The organism is Streptomyces chisholmiae (assembly GCF_031845445.1).
GTDB lineage: Bacteria > Actinomycetota > Actinomycetes > Streptomycetales > Streptomycetaceae > Streptomyces > Streptomyces chisholmiae.
This window is the reverse complement of sequence record NZ_JAVREO010000011.1, coordinates 56,307-71,442: the sequence shown is the minus strand read 5'-3', so window position 1 is coordinate 71,442 and position 15,136 is coordinate 56,307. Positions and strand designations below refer to the sequence as shown.

Below are 15,136 nucleotides of genomic sequence, written 5' to 3'. Positions count from 1 at the left end.
GCGAGTTTCTCTTCGGGAAGTGCAGGTTTCCTGAGTACTCCGGGCCGGGTCGGCGCGGTCGGCCGATCGTGACGGCCGACCCGTTTTCCGGCGTCCCCGCACCCGGCCGCCGGCCGCCATTCGCTCCCTTGCCCGAGCGATAGCCGACCCATATCGTGGTGCCCAACTTCCCCGTCCGCGTGGGGAACTGACGTGGATCAAGGGGATTCTCCGGGGAGGGGCAGAGCGATGTCAGGACGTGGCCGTCACCGCCGTTACCGGCCGAGCGCGGTCTCCCGCGCCTCGCTGACCGTGACCGCCGGCGGCGCGGGGCTGGCGCTGCCCCTGGTGAGCGCCGGCACCGCCAGCGCCGCCCCCGTCGAGACCTGGGAGCAGGTCGCCGCGTGCGAGAGCAGTGGCGACTGGAGCATCAACACGGGCAACGGCTTCTTCGGCGGCCTCCAGTTCCAGCAGAGCACCTGGGAGGCGTACGGCGGCACGGCCTACGCCGCCCGCGCCGACCTGGCCACCAAGGACCAGCAGATAGCCGTCGCCGAGGAGGTGCTGCGCGGGCAGGGCCCCGGCGCCTGGCCGACCTGCTCCGTGCGGGCCGGGCTCAGCGGGGACGGCGCCGCGCCCGAGATCGTCCCGGCGGCCGAGCCCGCCACCGAGGCCGAGCCGGAGACCGAGGCCGATGCCGCCTCCGACGTGCGGCCGGCGGCGGCGAGCGTCGCGGCGCCCGAGCGGTACGAGGTGGTCAGCGGCGACACCCTCTCCGGCATCGCCGAGCAGTACCGGGTCACCGGCGGCTGGCAGTCCCTCTACCGGCTGAACCGCGCCACGGTCGGCTCCGATCCGGACCTGATCTTCCCGGGCCAGCGCCTGGAGTTGAGCCAGGACGCCGAGCCCAGGGCCGAGGAGCCGGAACCGGAGCCCGAACCTGAGCCGGAACCCGAACCCGAACCTGAGCCCGAGCCGGAACCCGAACCTGAACCTGAGCCCGAACCCGAGCCCGAGCCCGAGCCGGAACCCGAACCGGAGCCGGAACCCGAACCTGAACCCGAACCGGAGGCCGAGCCCCAGGGCGAGCGGGCCCAGGACCCGGAGCCGGCCCCCGCCTTCCACGCCCCGGTCGACTCCGGCACCGGCACGGCCTACCACGCCACCGGCGGCTCCTGGTCCCTCGGCTACCACACCGGCGTCGACTTCCCGGTCCCCACCGGCACCACGGTGAAGTCGGTGACCGAGGGTCAGGTCGTCGCGGCCGGCTGGTCCGGCTCCTTCGGGTACCAGGTCATCGTGCGGCACGCGGACGGCCACTACAGCCAGTACGCCCACCTCTCGGCGATCGCCGTCTCCGAGGGCCAGCCGGTCAGCGCCGGCCAGCGCCTCGGCCGGGCCGGCTCCACGGGCAACTCCTCCGGACCGCACCTGCACTTCGAGATCCGGACCGGCGCCGCGTTCGGCACCGACATCGACCCCGTCGCCTATCTCCGGCAGAACGGGGTCAGCCTCTGAACCCAGCACCACGGCTCCGCCCGACGGAGCCGCCGGGGGGCGCGCGCCCCGCTCCGTGCGCGAGGTTCGGCCCGAAATCGCCTCCTCCTGCCCCGAGCTGAGCGATCATCATTCTGGAGCCACCGGACCAGGACCGTCCTGATCCGGCTGTGTCCCGGCTCACCCAGGAGATGTGACGCGCCCGCCAAACGGGACAGATGCCCCACTAACCCCCCAGCAGGGGGAGGTTGCCCCTCCGTTTCCTTCCCTGGACTGGCACTCGGTCAGTACCCTCGACCGTCGGGGCCAATGAGCGCATATGCAGGGGACATTGGAGACGTCGATGGAACGACCCACCTGGGCACCGCAGGGCATTGACCTGTCGGTGCCGAGCGTGTCGCGCATGTACGACTACTACCTCGGCGGTTCACACAACTTTGAGGTGGACCGCGTCACCGCCCGCAAGGCCCTGGAGGCGTTTCCCGGACTCCCCAAGATCATGCAGGCCAACCGGGCGTTCATGCGGCGCGCGGTCCGGTACGCGGTGAACCGGGGGATCACCCAGTTCCTCGACATCGGCTCCGGCATACCCACCTTCGGCAACGTGCACGAGCTGGCCATCGGCGCGAACCCGGCGGCCCGGGTGCTGTACGTGGACAACGACCCGGTGGCCGTGGCGCACAGCCGCGCGGTGCTGCGGGACGTGCCGGGCGCCGGCAGCGTGGCCGGCGACTTCCACGAGCCCGAGGCCATCCTCGGCAGCCCCGAGGCCAAGGAACTGCTCGACCTGACGCAGCCGGTGGTGCTGATGCTGGTGGCGCTGCTGCACTTCGTGCCGGACGACCAGGAGGTCCGCCAGCGGCTGGCCACCCTGCGCGACGCGCTGGCCCCCGGCAGCCTGCTGGTGCTCAGCCACGCCTCCGTGCAGCACGGCCCGGTCACCGTCGAGCAGGGCGAGCGGCTGATCGACGTCTACCAGGCCGTCGGCACCGAGCTGGTGATGCGTCAGGAGACGCAGGTGGCCGGCTTCTTCGACGGCTTCGAGCTGGTCGACCCCGGCCTGGTGCCGATCGGCCACTGGCGCCCCGAGGACAGCGCCGAGGACGAGGACCCGCTGGCGTTCAGCGGCATCGCCGGGGTGGGGCGCAAGGCGTGACCGACTCCCCCCGTACCCCCAACCTCCCGCCCGACGGCCTGCGGCGGTTCGCCACCATCTGGTGCCGCGCCGTCTACCCGGCCATCACCACCTCCCTGACCAAGCGGGAGTTCGAGAACCTGCTGGTCGGCCTCACCGAGCGGCTCGCCAACGCGCTGCGGGCGCGCCCCTTCGACCCGGCCCCCGGGACCTTCGTCGGCGAGGCCCTGGTCGCCGCGCACTGCACCGCCCCCGAGGCGCTCCCCCGGGTGCTCGGCGTGATCGACGCCTACCTGCTGCTGTACTGCTCCGACCCGGCCGTCCTGGACCAGGAGGAGGGCCGCAGCCGCTGCGCCCGCCTCCAGCACGCCATCTCGGCCGGCTTCGCCCGCGCCCTCCAGGAGCGGACCCGCAACGAGCAGGAGTCGCTCTCGGTGGCCGCGCTCACCGCCCAGACCGAGATCGCCAACGCGCTGTACGAGAGCGAGGCCAGGTTCCGCGCGGTCTTCCGGGACGCGGCGCTCGGCATCGGCATCGCCGACATCAACGGCGACATCATCGACACCAACGCCTCCTTCGCCCGGATGCTCGGCGCCACCCTGCCGCCGAACCGGCGGAACGTGCTGGACTGGACGCACCCCGAGGACTCCCCCGAGGTCTGGCGCCTCCAGCGCGAGCTGATGCGCGGCGAGCGCGAGCACTACCAGGTGGAGAAGCCCTACAACCGGGGCGACGGCACGGTGCTGTGGACCAACCTCACGGTCTCGCTGCTGCGCGACGCCGAGGGCACCCCGCGGTACATGCTGGTCATGATGGAGGACGTCTCCGAGCGTCGACTGCTCAACCTGCGGCTGCGCTACCAGGCCACCCACGACGCGCTGACCGACCTGCCCAACCGCTCGCTGTTCTTCGAGCGCCTGGAGCAGACCCTGGCGGCCGGCTCGGCGCAGAGCCGGGTGGGGCTGTGCTACCTCGACCTGGACGGCTTCAAGGCGGTCAACGACAGCCTCGGGCACGCGGTCGGCGACCAGCTGCTGATCGCGGTCGCCGAGCGGCTCCAGTCCTGCGCCTCGGGTCCCGGGCAGATGCTGGCCAGGATCGGCGGCGACGAGTTCGTGGCGCTGGTCATCGACCCGCCGTCCAGGGACGCGGTCACCGAGCTGGCGAACCGGGCGCTGGCCGCGTTGGCCACCCCGGTCACCGTCGGGGACCGGGAGCTGACGGTGCGGGCCAGCATCGGGGTGGTCGAGGGGGCCACCCAGGCGCTCACCTCCGCCGAGGTGCTGCGCAGCGCCGACATCACCATGTACCGGGCCAAGGCCGAGGGCGGCAACCGCTACGCGCTGGCCGACCCGGACTCGGACGCCAGGGCGATCAGCCGGCACCACCTCACCCACCACCTGCCGGCCGCGCTCAAGGGGTGCGAGTTCTTCATCGAGTACCAGCCGCTGGTGCGGATGGAGGACGGCAGCCTGGAGGGCGCCGAGGCGCTGGTCCGCTGGAGCCACCCGCGGCACGGGGTGCTCGGCCCCGACCGCTTCATCCCGCTGGCCGAGCACACCGGACTGATCGTGCCGCTGGGCCGCTGGGTGCTCCAGGAGGCGGTGCGGCAGGCCTGCCAGTGGCAGGTCCGCGGCATCGGCGGCCCGCGCCCGCTCCGCGTCAACGTCAACCTCTCGCCGCGGCAGCTCCACCATCCGGAGCTGGTCCAGGACACCGTCGCGGTGCTGGAGGAGGCCGGGCTGCCGCCCAGCGCGCTCTGCCTCGAGGTGACGGAGACGGCGATGATCCGGGCCGACGAGCACGAGCTGAAGCCGCTGCGCGAGCTGGCCGAGCTGGGCGTCGGCATCGCGCTCGACGACTTCGGCACCGGCTACTCCAACCTCGCCAACCTCCGTCGGCTGCCGGCCAGCACGCTCAAGCTGGACCGCTCCTTCACCCAGGGGCTCCAGCGGGACCCGGCAGACCCGGTGGACCTGAAGATCGTGGAGGGCATCGTCTCGCTGGCGCACGCGCTGCGGCTCTCGGTCACCGTCGAGGGCGTGGAGACCTCGACCCAGGCCGAGCAGCTGCGCGAGCTGGGCTGCGACTCGGCGCAGGGCTGGTACTACGCGCGGCCCGGCCCGCCGGAGCGGCTGCCCGAGGCGGTCTGAGCCGGGCCGCCGGGCGCCGGCTCGATCACCAGCCGGCGCGGCGGCCTGGCGCGCGGCGGCGGCAGCCGCAGCGGGCCGGCGCCGGGCGTCACCGAGCCCAGCACGGCCTCGGCCCGGGCGCCGGTGGCCGCCGGCAGGCTGCCCGGCAGGCCGTGCGCGGTCAGGAAGCCCAGCAGGGCGAAGAGCAGCGCCTCCTTGGCCTGGGCCGGCAACCCCGCGCGGTCCGTGGTCCGCACCTCGGTCGGCGCGGCCAGCGCCGCGATCCGGCGCAGCAGGGTCGGGTTGCGCACGCCGCCGCCGGAGACCAGCAGCTCGGTCAGGCCCAGCGTGCGGCAGGCGACGGCGACCAGCTCGGCGGTCAGCTCGGTGACGGTGGCGACCAGGTCGTCCGGTGCCGGGGGCCGGGCCGGCAGCCGCCGGCGGAGGTAGTCGGCGTGGAAGAGTTCCTTGCCGGTGGACTTGGGCGGGGCCAGCCGGTAGTAGGGCTCGGCCAGCAGCCGGGCCAGCAGCGCCCGGTCCACCCGGCCGCGGGCTGCCGCGGCCCCGTCGGTGTCCAGCCGGCGGGCCCCGCCGCTGGTCTCGACGACGGCCGCGTCGATCAGCGCGTTGGCCGGGCCCAGGTCGTAGGCGAGCAGCCGGCCGGTGGCGTCCCTGGCGGTGATGTTGGCGATGCCGCCGAGGTTGAGCACGCCCCGGCCGCCGGCGCCTGGCAGCCGCTCGGCCGGGCCGCCGAGCAGCAGCAGCGCGTCCAGCAGCGGCACCAGGGGCGCGCCCTGGCCGCCCCTGGCGATGTCCCGGGTGCGGAAGTCGGCGACCACCGGCAGCCCGGTGGCCTCGGCGATCCAGCCGGCCGAGCCCAGCTGGAGGGTGCCGAGCGCCCGGGGGCCGGCCGTCCAGTGGAAGACCGTCTGCCCGTGCGAGGCGACCAGGTCGGCGGTGCCGCCGGCCAGCTCGGTGACGGCCCGGGCGGCCACCCGGCCGAAGAGCTGGCCGAGTTCGGTGTCCAGCCGGCAGACCGTCGCCAGGGTGGTGGCCGCCGGCGGCAGCGCCTCCGTGAGGGCGGCCCGCAGCGGCGCGGGAAAGGGCTCGCTGAGGGCGCCCAGCGGGCGCAGTACGACCCGCTCGCCGGTGCCGTCCGGCTCGGGCGCGAAGGAGAGGTCGGCGACGGCGGCGTCGACCGCGTCGTGCGAGGTGCCGCTCAGCAGCCCCACCACCCGCCAGCGCCGGTCGGCGGGGCAGCCGACACGATCGACCGATGATTCGTCGGTAGGATGAAATACGCTCGTCTCGGCGATTTGTCACTCCCTGTTCTCCGTCGTCACTGATCCGACTCACTCATTGGAGCATCCGAGGATGGCCCGACACCTCATCACCAGTGCCTTGCCCTACATCAACGGGATCAAGCACCTGGGGAACATGGTGGGCTCGATGCTCCCCGCCGACGTCTACGCCCGCTACCTGCGGCAGCGGGGCCACGACGTGCTCTACATCTGCGCGACCGACGAGCACGGCACCCCGGCCGAGCTGGCCGCCCAGGCCGCCGGCCTGCCGGTCGACGAGTTCTGCGCCCAGCAGCACCGCGCGCAGAAGGCCGTCTACGACGGTTTCGGGTTGGAGTTCGACTACTTCGGGCGCACCTCGTCCCCGCAGAACATCGAGATCACCCAGCACTTCGCCCGCCGGCTCGCGGAGCACGGCTTCATCGAGGAGCGGTCCACCCGGCAGGTCTACTCGGTCGAGGACGGCCGCTTCCTGCCCGACCGGTACATCGTCGGCACCTGCCCCTACTGCGCCTACGAGGCGGCCCGCGGCGACCAGTGCGAGAACTGCACCCGGGTGCTGGACCCGACGGACCTGCTGAACGCCAGGTCCGCGGTGAGCGGCAGCACCGAGCTTGAGGTCCGGGAGACCACGCACCTCTTCCTCCGCCAGTCGCTGCTGGAGCCGGAGGTCGCCGCGTTCGTCGAGCGGCACGGCGACGAGTGGCCCGCCCTGGCCTCCTCTATCGCCCACAAGTGGCTGACCGAGGGGCTGCACGACCGGGCGATCACCCGCGACCTTCAGTGGGGCGTGCCGGTGCCGGCCGACGTCTGGCCCGAACTGGCCGCCGAGGGCAAGGTGTTCTACGTCTGGTTCGACGCGCCGATCGGCTACATCGGCGCCACCAAGGAGTGGGCCGACGCGGCCGGCGAGGGCGAGAGCCGGGACTGGCGCTCCTGGTGGTACGAGGCGGACGACGTCCGGTACACGGAGTTCATGGCCAAGGACAACGTCCCGTTCCACACCGTGATGTTCCCGGCCACCCAGCTGGGCACCCGGGAGCCGTGGAAGCAGGTCGACTACGTCAAGGCCCTCAACTGGCTGACGTACTACGGCGGCAAGTTCTCCACCTCGCAGCAGCGCGGCATCTTCACCGACCAGGCGCTTGAGCTGCTGCCGGCGGACTACTGGCGGTACTTCCTGCTGGCCGCCGCGCCCGAGTCGGACGACTCGGCGTTCTCCTGGGAGCTGTTCGCCTCGGTCGTCAACAAGGACCTGGCGGACACCCTGGGGAACTTCGTCAACCGGGTGCTGTCGTTCTCCCGCAAGCGCTTCGGCGACGCCGTGCCGGCCGGGCACGCGCCGGGCGCGGCGGAGGAGGCGCTGGGCGAGGAGATCGCCGGGCTGCTCGCCGAGTACGAACGGCAGCTGGCCGACCTCCAGTTCCGCAAGGCGGCGTTCGCGCTGCGCGCGCTGTGGAGCGCGGGCAACGTCTACCTGGAGACCAAGGCACCCTGGAAGGAGATCAAGGCGGACCCGGAGGCGGCGGCCCTGACGCTGCGCACCGCGATCAACCTGATCCACCTCTACGCGGTGGTCTCCGAGCCGTTCGTCCCGTTCACCTCGGCCGCCCTGCGCGCGGTGTTCGCGCCCGAGGACGCGGCCACCGCCGAGGCGCTCGCCGCCCGCTGGGTCACCCCGGAGGCGGCGCGGGCCCTGGACGCGGTGCCGGCCGGCACCCCGTTCACCGTGCCCGAGGTGCTGTTCGCCAAGCTCACCGAGGACGACCTGGCCGCCTACCGGGAGCGGTTCGGCGGCGCCGAGGAGGAGTGAGCCGGACCGGCCGGCTCCGTCAGCGGCCGGCTCTGGTGTCGATCAGGTGGCGGACGAGGGCGACCAGCACCCGGGTGGCCGAGGCGGCCTTGCGCGCGTCGCAGGTGACCACCGGCACCCGGGGGTCCAGGTCGAGCGCCGCCCGGATCTCCTCGGTGGTGTAGCGCACCGCGTGGTCGAACTCGTTGACCGCCACCACGAAGCCGACCCCGCGGCGCTCGAAGAAGTCCACGGCGGGGAAGCAGTGTTCCAGCCGTCGGGTGTCGGCCAGCACCACGGCACCCAGCGCGCCGTGGCACAGCTCGTCCCAGACGAACCAGAACCGTTCCTGCCCCGGCGTGCCGAACAGGTAGAGGACGTGCTGGTTGTCCAGGGTGATCCGGCCGAAGTCCATGGCCACCGTGGTGGTCGCCTTGCGCTCGACGCCGTCCAGACTGTCGGTGTCGGCGCTGAGTTGGGTCAGCAGCTCCTCGGTGCTCAGCGGCTCGATCTCGCTGACCGCGCCGACCAGCGTGGTCTTGCCCACGCCGAAGCCGCCGGCGACCAGGATCTTGGCCGTGGTGGGGAACGGTTCCGGCTCGTTCGCTGAGCCGTGGTCAGAGCCGTTCGTGGAGTCCACGCAGCACCGCCTCCAGCAGGTCTCGATCGGTTGGGGAGGCGCCGGCCGGCTCCGGCGCGTTGACGGTGACGGCACCGCAGGTGAGCAGGTCGCCCAGCAGGACCTTGGTCACGGCGGCCGGTAGCCGCAGCTGGGCGGCGAGTTCGGCGACCGAGGTCGGCCGCTGGCAGAGGATGAGCAGCTGGCTGTGCTCGGGGCCCGGCTGCCCCCGGTGCCCCGGCCGGCCGGTCGCCCGCACCAGGGTCATCAGGTCCAGGGCCGCCGCCGGTCGGGTCCGCCCGTCGCTCGCGGTGTAGGGGCGCGTCAGCCGCCCCGCCTCCTCGTCGAGCCAGGCGCCACGGCGGCCGCCGCGCGTCGGTGTCACGGCCGCCTCAGGGCCCCGCCGGCAGCCGCAGCGGGGTCTCCAACACCGACCGCACGCTCCTGACCAGCAGCGTCATCTCGTAGCCCAGCACGGCGACATCGGCTCTGCGGTCGGCCAGCGCCGCCAGGCAGCTGCCGGGGCCGGCGCTGGAGACGGTGAGCAGCGCCGACTCCCACTCGACCACGACCTGCCGCACCTCGCCGCCCTCGGCGAACCGGGCACCGGCGCCGCGGGCCAGCGCGTGCAACCCGGAGGACAGTGCCGCCAGCTGCTCGGCGGCCTCCTGGTCCAGGCCGTGGGCGGCCCGCACCAGCCCGTCGACGCTGAGCAGCAGGGCGCCGCGGGCGTGCGGCACGCGCTCCACCAGGCCGGTCAACAGCCAGTCCAGATCGGCCTGTTGGGTGGTGGGGGGATCGGTCACCTGGGTCATCTTCGGCTCCTTGGGCAGGTCGGGACCCGGGGCCGCGTGGTCAGCCGCGGTCCCCGGTGGTGAGCGCACCGGTCAGCGGTGCGACTCGGCCTCCTCGGCGAGGCTGGCGCCGCGCCGGAAAGCGGCCATCAGGCCGGGGTCAGGCGGCTCGACGTCCTCCGCCGGCGGCGCCGGGCGCAGCGGCACGCCGGCCCGCAGCTGCGGCACCAGGTGCTGCTGGCGGCGGCGCCTGGGCAGCGGCGGCCGGTGGTCGCGGGCGTGCCCCGCCGCGACCAGCGGGGCCAGCGGGTCCGGGTCGCCCACGGCGGGCGGCAGCGGCACCGGGGGCAGCGACTCGGCGGTGCTGGGCGCGGCCGGGAAGCGGACGGCGGGCACGGCGGGGGCGGCCGGGGTCAGCGCGGTGGCGGGCGGGGGCGAGGTGGCGGGCGGGGACGATGGGGTGGCGGACGCCGGGTCCGGCCCGGCGCCCCGCGCCCGCCCCGGGGTGAAGTGCCCCTCGGCGGCGTCCCCGAGCAGCTCGTGCGGGAGGACCAGCACGGCCTGGACGCCGCCGTAGATGTTGCTCCGCAGCCGGACGTCGATCTGGTGGCGCCGGGCCAGCGCGGCCACCACGAAGAGGCCCACCCGGCCGTCCTCGAGCAGCGCGGACACCGGGTGTCGCTCGGTGCCGGCCAGCACCGCGTTCATCTGGTTCTGCTCGGCCGGCGTCATGCCCAGGCCCCGGTCCTCCACCTCGACCGCCACGCCGGCCGTGACCCGCTCGACCCGCAGCAGCACCTGGGTGCCGGGGGCGGAGAACTCGGTGGCGTTCTCCACGAGTTCGGCCAGCAGGTGGACCACGTCGGCGACCGCGTGGCCGCGCACCGTGCCCTCCACCGGCGGCACCAGCTTGACCCGGGCGTACTGCTCGACCTCGGCGATGCAGGAGCGCAGCACCTCGGACATCTGGACCGGGCGGCTCCACTGCCGGCGGGAGATGGCGCCGCCGAGCACCGCGAGGTTCTCCGCGTGCCGCCTGATCCGGGTGGCCAGGTGGTCCAGGTGGAAGAGGCTCTGCAGCAGCTCCGGGTCCTCGGCGTCGTGCTCCAGCTCGTCCAGGTACTCGATCTGGCGGTGCACGAAGGACTGCATCCGCCGGGCCAGGTGGACGAAGACCTCGACCCGCTCGTCGGCGCCGGCCCGCTCGTCGGCCAGCGCCACCGCCTGGGCCACCGCGCTCTGCGCGGCGTGCCGGCTGACGGCGATCTCGTGCCGCAGCCGCTCCAGCGGGCGTTCGCCCGGCTCGGCCGCCGCCGGCTCGGCCGGCTGGGGGCCCTCCGGGGCCCTGATCCGCTCGCCGCGCTCCACCGCGTCCAGCAGCGCCTGCAGCTCGACGCGGCCCCTGGCCGCCTGCCGGCGCAGCGCGTGCAGCCGGCCGGCGTGCGCCCCGGCCTCGGCGGCGGCGAGGGCGCCGGCCAGCGCCAGCAGGGCGGCGGCGAGCAGCCCGGCGACGGTGAGCGGCGCCCACGGCGTGGCGCCGGCCGCCGGCCGGCCGGCCAGCAGGTAGCCGACCGTGAGCACCGCCAGCAGCGCCACCGCCGCCGCCGGCAGCACGGCCAGGGCGAGCAGTCGACGTCGGAAGCCCGGCTCGCGAAGCACCGAGCCGCGGCCGGTCGGCCGGCCGTGGCGAGCGGTGCGGGCCTCCTGGCGGAGCGGTACTGGCATGGGTGTCCTTCTGGGCCGGTCAGGTCTGCCGGACCGACCCTAGGCGCCAACAGGCAGGCGAACACGCATAGTTCTGACATTCGCCACCCCCCGCCACCTCCTATCGAGTGAATGAAGCGTGCCGCGTTGACCCGAGGGCGCCGGGCGCGGCCCCGGCCGGCCCGACGGCACCCGGCCGACGGGCCGGCCCGCACGGCAACGGCCGCCCTGGGCGGCCGTTCCGGACGAGCGTCGCCGGGCCGACTCAGCGGCGCGGCTCCCACTGGAAGTACCGACGGGCCAGCGAGACGGCGACGGCCACCCAGGCCAGCGTGGGCGCCAGCAGCACCAGCGACTCGGTGACCGGCACCCCGCCGTTCCAGGCGTCCAGGATCAGCTCGGTGGCCGAGCCGCCGGGCAGCAGCCGCTTCAGCTGGGCCAGCTCCTCGGTGCCGGTGAGCCCCACCCAGCTGGCGACGGCGATGGTGCCGAGGGAGACCGGCAGCGTGGTGACCTGGGCGTGCTCGGGGGAGTTGGTCAGCCCGGCGGTGGCCAGCCCCAGGCCGATCATCATGGCCAGCAGTGCCAGGATCGCGACCGCCAGCAGCGGCAGGTTGGCCGGCCCCCCGGTGACGGAGCCCAGCACGGCGAGGATCACCGCCACCTGCACCAGCGAGAGGGCGGTGACCGGGAGCAGCAGGCCGACCAGGATGCTCGGGTCGTCCGCCGCGGTCGAGCGCAGCCGCTTGAGGAAGAGGTTCTGCCGGCGGGCGGCCAGCGTGGTCACCGCGGTCGTGTAGAGCCCGAACGCCCCCACCGTGAACGCGATGATCGCCGCGATGTAGCCGAGGCTGCCCAGCTCGGCGAAGGCCTCGTGCTGGTAGACGAAGTACGCGCTGACCGCGGCCGGCATGATGCAGCTGGTGACCAGGACCAGCCGGTTCCGGAAGATCTGGATGAGCTCACTGAGCGCGATGGCAAGCATGGGGAGGGTTCGTCCTTCTGGTGGGGAGTTTCCGGGGGCGGTCCGCCCGGGGTGGTCCGCCGGGGGGTCCGCCGGGTCCGAGCGGCGCCGGGCTCGCGGGAGCCGGCGCGCGGACGGTCGCCTACTCGGCGCTGATGGCGCGGAAGACGTCGTCCAGCCGGGTCGGGCCGGCCTGCAGGTCCAGCAGCTCCAGGCCGTTGTCGTGGGCCCAGCCGAGCAGGATGTGCAGGTCCTTCTGGAGCTCGAAGGTCTGCACCAGGAGCGTGCCGTCGCCCTGCAGGGTGGCCGGCACCGGCAGCGTCGCCGTCGGGACGGACAGCGCGAAGCGCACCGTGGCCGGCAGCGTCCTGGTCAGCTCGGACACGGTGCCCTCCCGGTGGAAGGTCCCCTTGTGCATCAGCCCGATGCGGTCCGCGCGCTGCTGGGCCTCCTCCAGGTAGTGCGTGGTCAGCACGATGGTGGAACCGTCCTCGCGCAGCCGGTCCACGGCGTCCCAGAGGGCGTCCCTGGACTGGATGTCCAGCCCGGTGGTGGGCTCGTCCAGGAAGATCAGCTCGGGCGTCCCGTACACGGCGGTGGCGAAGTCCAGGCGGCGCTTCTCGCCGCCGGAGAGCTGGGACACCCTGGTGCCGGCCTTGTGCGTCAGCCCGACGACGCCGAGCACCCGGTCCACGCTGTCCGACCGCTGGGTCAGCGAGCCGACCAGCCGCACCGACTCCCGGACCGTGAGGTCCGGGGTGAACCCGCTCTCCTGGAGCATGATGCCCATCCTGGGGCGCACCGCCCGCCGCTCCAGCGGGCTCCGGCCGAAGACCCGGACGGTGCCCGAGGTGGCGGTGCGGTGGCCCTCGATGGTCTCCAGGGTCGAGGTCTTCCCCGCGCCGTTGGTGCCGAGCAGCGCGTAGAACTCCCCGCGCCCCACCTGGAAGGACAGGTCCTTCACGGCGTGGAAGTCGCCGTAGCTGAGGTTCAGCCGTTCAACGTCGATGACTGGTGCCGAATTCATGTCTCCATCCCACCCGCCGGCGGGCCGTCGCGGCAGTGTGTGCTGTCACCACTTGCGTATGACGTTTCTCAGGCGGTGGGCATGACACGGCGTCACTGGTGCTGTCGCGAAGCCGTGCGGATACTTCCCGGTACACCCCGCCCACCACCCCGATCCCCCCAGGAGCGCCACGCCGTGGACACCAGACCTCCGCGCGTCCTGCTGACGGTCACCCTCGCCCTCTCGTTCCTGGTCTGTGTGGCGTTTCTCGTCCACCATGTCGGGGCGGGTCTCTATCCGGACGACCTGGCGTCCTGGCTGGAGGAGAACGCGTGGCTGATGTGGACGGCCGTGGTGCTGACCCTGGCGAACGCCGTGGTGCTGCCGGTGCTCTGGCTCGCCGCGGAGTCGGGAGAGCGAAGGTGAGGCCCCCCTGGCCCGCGGCCGTCATGATGTTCGACGAGGTCGCCGCGACCCAGGGCCGGCTGCGCCGGCTCAACCTCGCGATGCTGCTGCCGCCGCTCGCCGCGGTCGGCGCGCTGCTGCTGGTGCTCGACTCCCGGAGCTGGTGGCAGACCGCCGTCCTGGCCCTGGGCGTGCTGGCCGGCCTGCTGGTCATCGAGCGCTGGAGCGCGGGTGACCTGGCCCGGTTCGCGCTGCCCTGCCTGCTGGTCACCGGGGCCGTCTGGCTCTTCGGCGTGCTGGTCGCCGACAGCCGGCACGCCTGCTACGGGCTGCTGATAGCGGGGCCCGTCATCATCCCCCAGCTGCCCCGCCACCGGGGCGCCGCGGCCCTGGGGCTGACCCTCTTCGTCGCCGCGGCCGGCTCGACCCGGCTGCTGGTGGCGCCGGAAGAGGGCACCGGCGCGCTGGTCGGGTTCGTCCTGGTGCCCGCCGGCGTCACCGCGATGGCGACCGGCCTGAACTTCGTCAACCAGCTGTTCTACAAGATCATCCAGCAGTCACGGGAACGCGAGGCCGAGCTGGCCGTGATGCGGGAGCGGGTGCGGTTCGCCAGCGACCTGCACGACATCCAGGGCCACACCCTGCACGTGGTGAAGCTGAAGGTCACGCTGGCCGAGAAGCTGCTGGACCACGACGTGGAGCGGGCCCGGCGGGAGCTGGCCGAGGTGCACGGACTGGTCGGCGACACCATCACCCAGACCAGGGAGCTGGCCCACGCCCAGCGCCGACTCAACCTGCCGGCCGAGCTGGAGAACGCCAAGAACCTCTTCGAGGCCGCCGGCATCCGAGTGCGGGTGGACCGGGAGGAACGGGTCGACCCGGCGGCGGGCGAGCTGCTCGGCCAGGTCCTCCGCGAGACGACGACCAACATCCTGCGGCACGCGGCGGCCGAACAGGTGCGGATCACCCTCACCGGAACCGGCATCACCATCGTCAACGACGGCGCCGGCCAACAGCCGACCCCGCCGCTGCGCGGGCTCGCCGCCCTCCGGGAACGCGTACTGGCCGGCGGCGGCGAACTCCACGCGGAACAGCGCGACGGGCGGTTCCGGACGGCCGCCACGTTCCCGCCGCCGCACCCCGACACCGTCCCCGAGCGGGCCGGCCAGCCGAAGGGAACGCCATGACCACCGTGGTGCTGGCGGACGACGAGGTACTGCTCCGCAAGGCGCTGGCCGCGCTGCTCCCGCTGGAGGGCGAGATCACCGTGCTCGCCGAGGCGGCGGACGGCGCCACCGCCGTCCAGGCCACCCTGCGGCACCGGCCCGACGTGCTCGTCATCGACCTGGAGATGCCCGGCGTTGACGGGCTCGGCGCGGTCGCGGCGATCCGACGCGAGCTGCCGGACCAGGTGATCCTCATGCTGACCCGGCACGCCAGGCCCGGCGTGCTGCGCAAGGCCCTGCGGCTCGGCGTGCAGGGCTTCGTCAGCAAGGCGGCGGAGCCGGCCCACATCACCACCGTGATCAGGACCCTGCACGGCGGCAGACGGTGGATCGACCCGGACGTCTCCGCGCTGGCCGTCGTCGACGACTGCCCGCTCACCGAGCGGGAGCTGGACGTGCTGCGGGTGACCCGCGGCGGCTACTCTGTCGCCGACATCGCCGCCCAACTGCACCTCGCGCAGGGCACGGTGCGCAACTACCTGTCCCGGGCTATGCAGAAGACGCAGACCCACACCCGCCACGAGGCCGCGCGGTACGCACACGAACACGACTGGCTCTGAGCCCGGGCCGGCGGCCCACGGA

Annotated in this window: 14 protein-coding genes; 7 read left to right on the top strand and 7 right to left on the bottom strand. The window is 73.7% G+C overall.

Annotated features, from left to right (window positions below):
• Positions 1-228 precede the first annotated feature (228 nt).
• The 3 genes from RM844_RS19065 to RM844_RS19055 all read left to right on the top strand — a co-directional run bounded on the left by RM844_RS19065 (position 229) and on the right by RM844_RS19055 (position 4,764).
• Positions 229-1,497: a transglycosylase family protein gene (locus tag RM844_RS19065; RefSeq protein ID WP_311668481.1), complete on the top strand. Its 1,269-nt coding sequence runs from the start codon at positions 229-231 to the stop codon at positions 1,495-1,497.
• 322 nt (positions 1,498-1,819) lie between these two features.
• A complete protein-coding gene (locus tag RM844_RS19060) occupies positions 1,820-2,632 on the top strand; it encodes an SAM-dependent methyltransferase (RefSeq protein WP_311668480.1) in 813 nt (270 codons plus the stop codon).
• Positions 2,629-4,764, top strand: coding sequence for a putative bifunctional diguanylate cyclase/phosphodiesterase (locus tag RM844_RS19055; protein ID WP_311668479.1), 2,136 nt, complete (start codon positions 2,629-2,631; stop codon positions 4,762-4,764). The genes RM844_RS19060 and RM844_RS19055 overlap by 4 nt, the downstream gene beginning before the upstream one ends.
• Here the strand turns inward: RM844_RS19055 and RM844_RS19050 are convergent.
• On the bottom strand, positions 4,719-5,978 hold the full coding sequence (locus RM844_RS19050; RefSeq protein ID WP_311668478.1) for an anhydro-N-acetylmuramic acid kinase: 1,260 nt from the start codon (positions 5,976-5,978) through the stop codon (positions 4,719-4,721). The genes RM844_RS19055 and RM844_RS19050 overlap by 46 nt on opposite strands.
• Before the next feature lie 139 nt (positions 5,979-6,117).
• On the opposite strand from RM844_RS19050, the gene metG reads away from it, so the two are divergent.
• A complete protein-coding gene (gene metG, locus RM844_RS19045) occupies positions 6,118-7,857 on the top strand; it encodes a methionine--tRNA ligase (protein ID WP_311668477.1) in 1,740 nt (579 codons plus the stop codon).
• A gap of 19 nt (positions 7,858-7,876) precedes the next feature.
• On the opposite strand, the gene RM844_RS19040 is transcribed toward metG, so the two are convergent.
• The 6 genes from RM844_RS19040 to RM844_RS19015 all read right to left on the bottom strand — a co-directional run bounded on the left by RM844_RS19040 (position 7,877) and on the right by RM844_RS19015 (position 12,944).
• Positions 7,877-8,476, bottom strand: coding sequence for a GTP-binding protein (locus RM844_RS19040; protein ID WP_311668476.1), 600 nt, complete (start codon positions 8,474-8,476; stop codon positions 7,877-7,879).
• Positions 8,454-8,840 (bottom strand): DUF742 domain-containing protein, encoded by a 387-nt coding sequence (locus RM844_RS19035; RefSeq protein ID WP_311668475.1) that lies wholly within the window; start codon positions 8,838-8,840, stop codon positions 8,454-8,456. The genes RM844_RS19040 and RM844_RS19035 overlap by 23 nt, the downstream gene beginning before the upstream one ends.
• Positions 8,841-8,847: 7 nt before the next feature.
• Positions 8,848-9,270 (bottom strand): roadblock/LC7 domain-containing protein, encoded by a 423-nt coding sequence (locus tag RM844_RS19030; RefSeq protein ID WP_311668474.1) that lies wholly within the window; start codon positions 9,268-9,270, stop codon positions 8,848-8,850.
• Between the two features lie 72 nt (positions 9,271-9,342).
• The gene (locus tag RM844_RS19025; RefSeq protein WP_311668473.1) at positions 9,343-10,974 is read right to left on the bottom strand and encodes a sensor histidine kinase; all 1,632 of its coding nucleotides are present in this window, start codon (positions 10,972-10,974) and stop codon (positions 9,343-9,345) included.
• 244 nt (positions 10,975-11,218) lie between these two features.
• Entirely contained in the window at positions 11,219-11,938 is a 720-nt protein-coding gene (locus RM844_RS19020) for an ABC transporter permease (RefSeq protein WP_311668472.1), read from the bottom strand.
• A gap of 121 nt (positions 11,939-12,059) precedes the next feature.
• Positions 12,060-12,944: an ABC transporter ATP-binding protein gene (locus RM844_RS19015; protein ID WP_311668471.1), complete on the bottom strand. Its 885-nt coding sequence runs from the start codon at positions 12,942-12,944 to the stop codon at positions 12,060-12,062.
• A 174-nt stretch (positions 12,945-13,118) separates the two neighbouring features.
• Between RM844_RS19015 and RM844_RS19010 the strand changes: the two genes are divergently transcribed.
• From RM844_RS19010 to RM844_RS19000, 3 genes are read left to right on the top strand one after another with little or no spacing between them, the layout of a single operon-like run.
• Entirely contained in the window at positions 13,119-13,349 is a 231-nt protein-coding gene (locus RM844_RS19010; protein ID WP_311668470.1) for a hypothetical protein, read from the top strand.
• Complete coding sequence (locus RM844_RS19005) at positions 13,346-14,515, top strand: sensor histidine kinase (RefSeq protein ID WP_311668469.1); 1,170 nt, start codon at positions 13,346-13,348, stop codon at positions 14,513-14,515. Before RM844_RS19010 ends, RM844_RS19005 begins: the two co-directional genes overlap by 4 nt.
• On the top strand, positions 14,512-15,114 hold the full coding sequence (locus RM844_RS19000; protein ID WP_311668468.1) for a response regulator transcription factor: 603 nt from the start codon (positions 14,512-14,514) through the stop codon (positions 15,112-15,114). The genes RM844_RS19005 and RM844_RS19000 overlap by 4 nt, the downstream gene beginning before the upstream one ends.
• Positions 15,115-15,136: the final 22 nt, after the last annotated feature.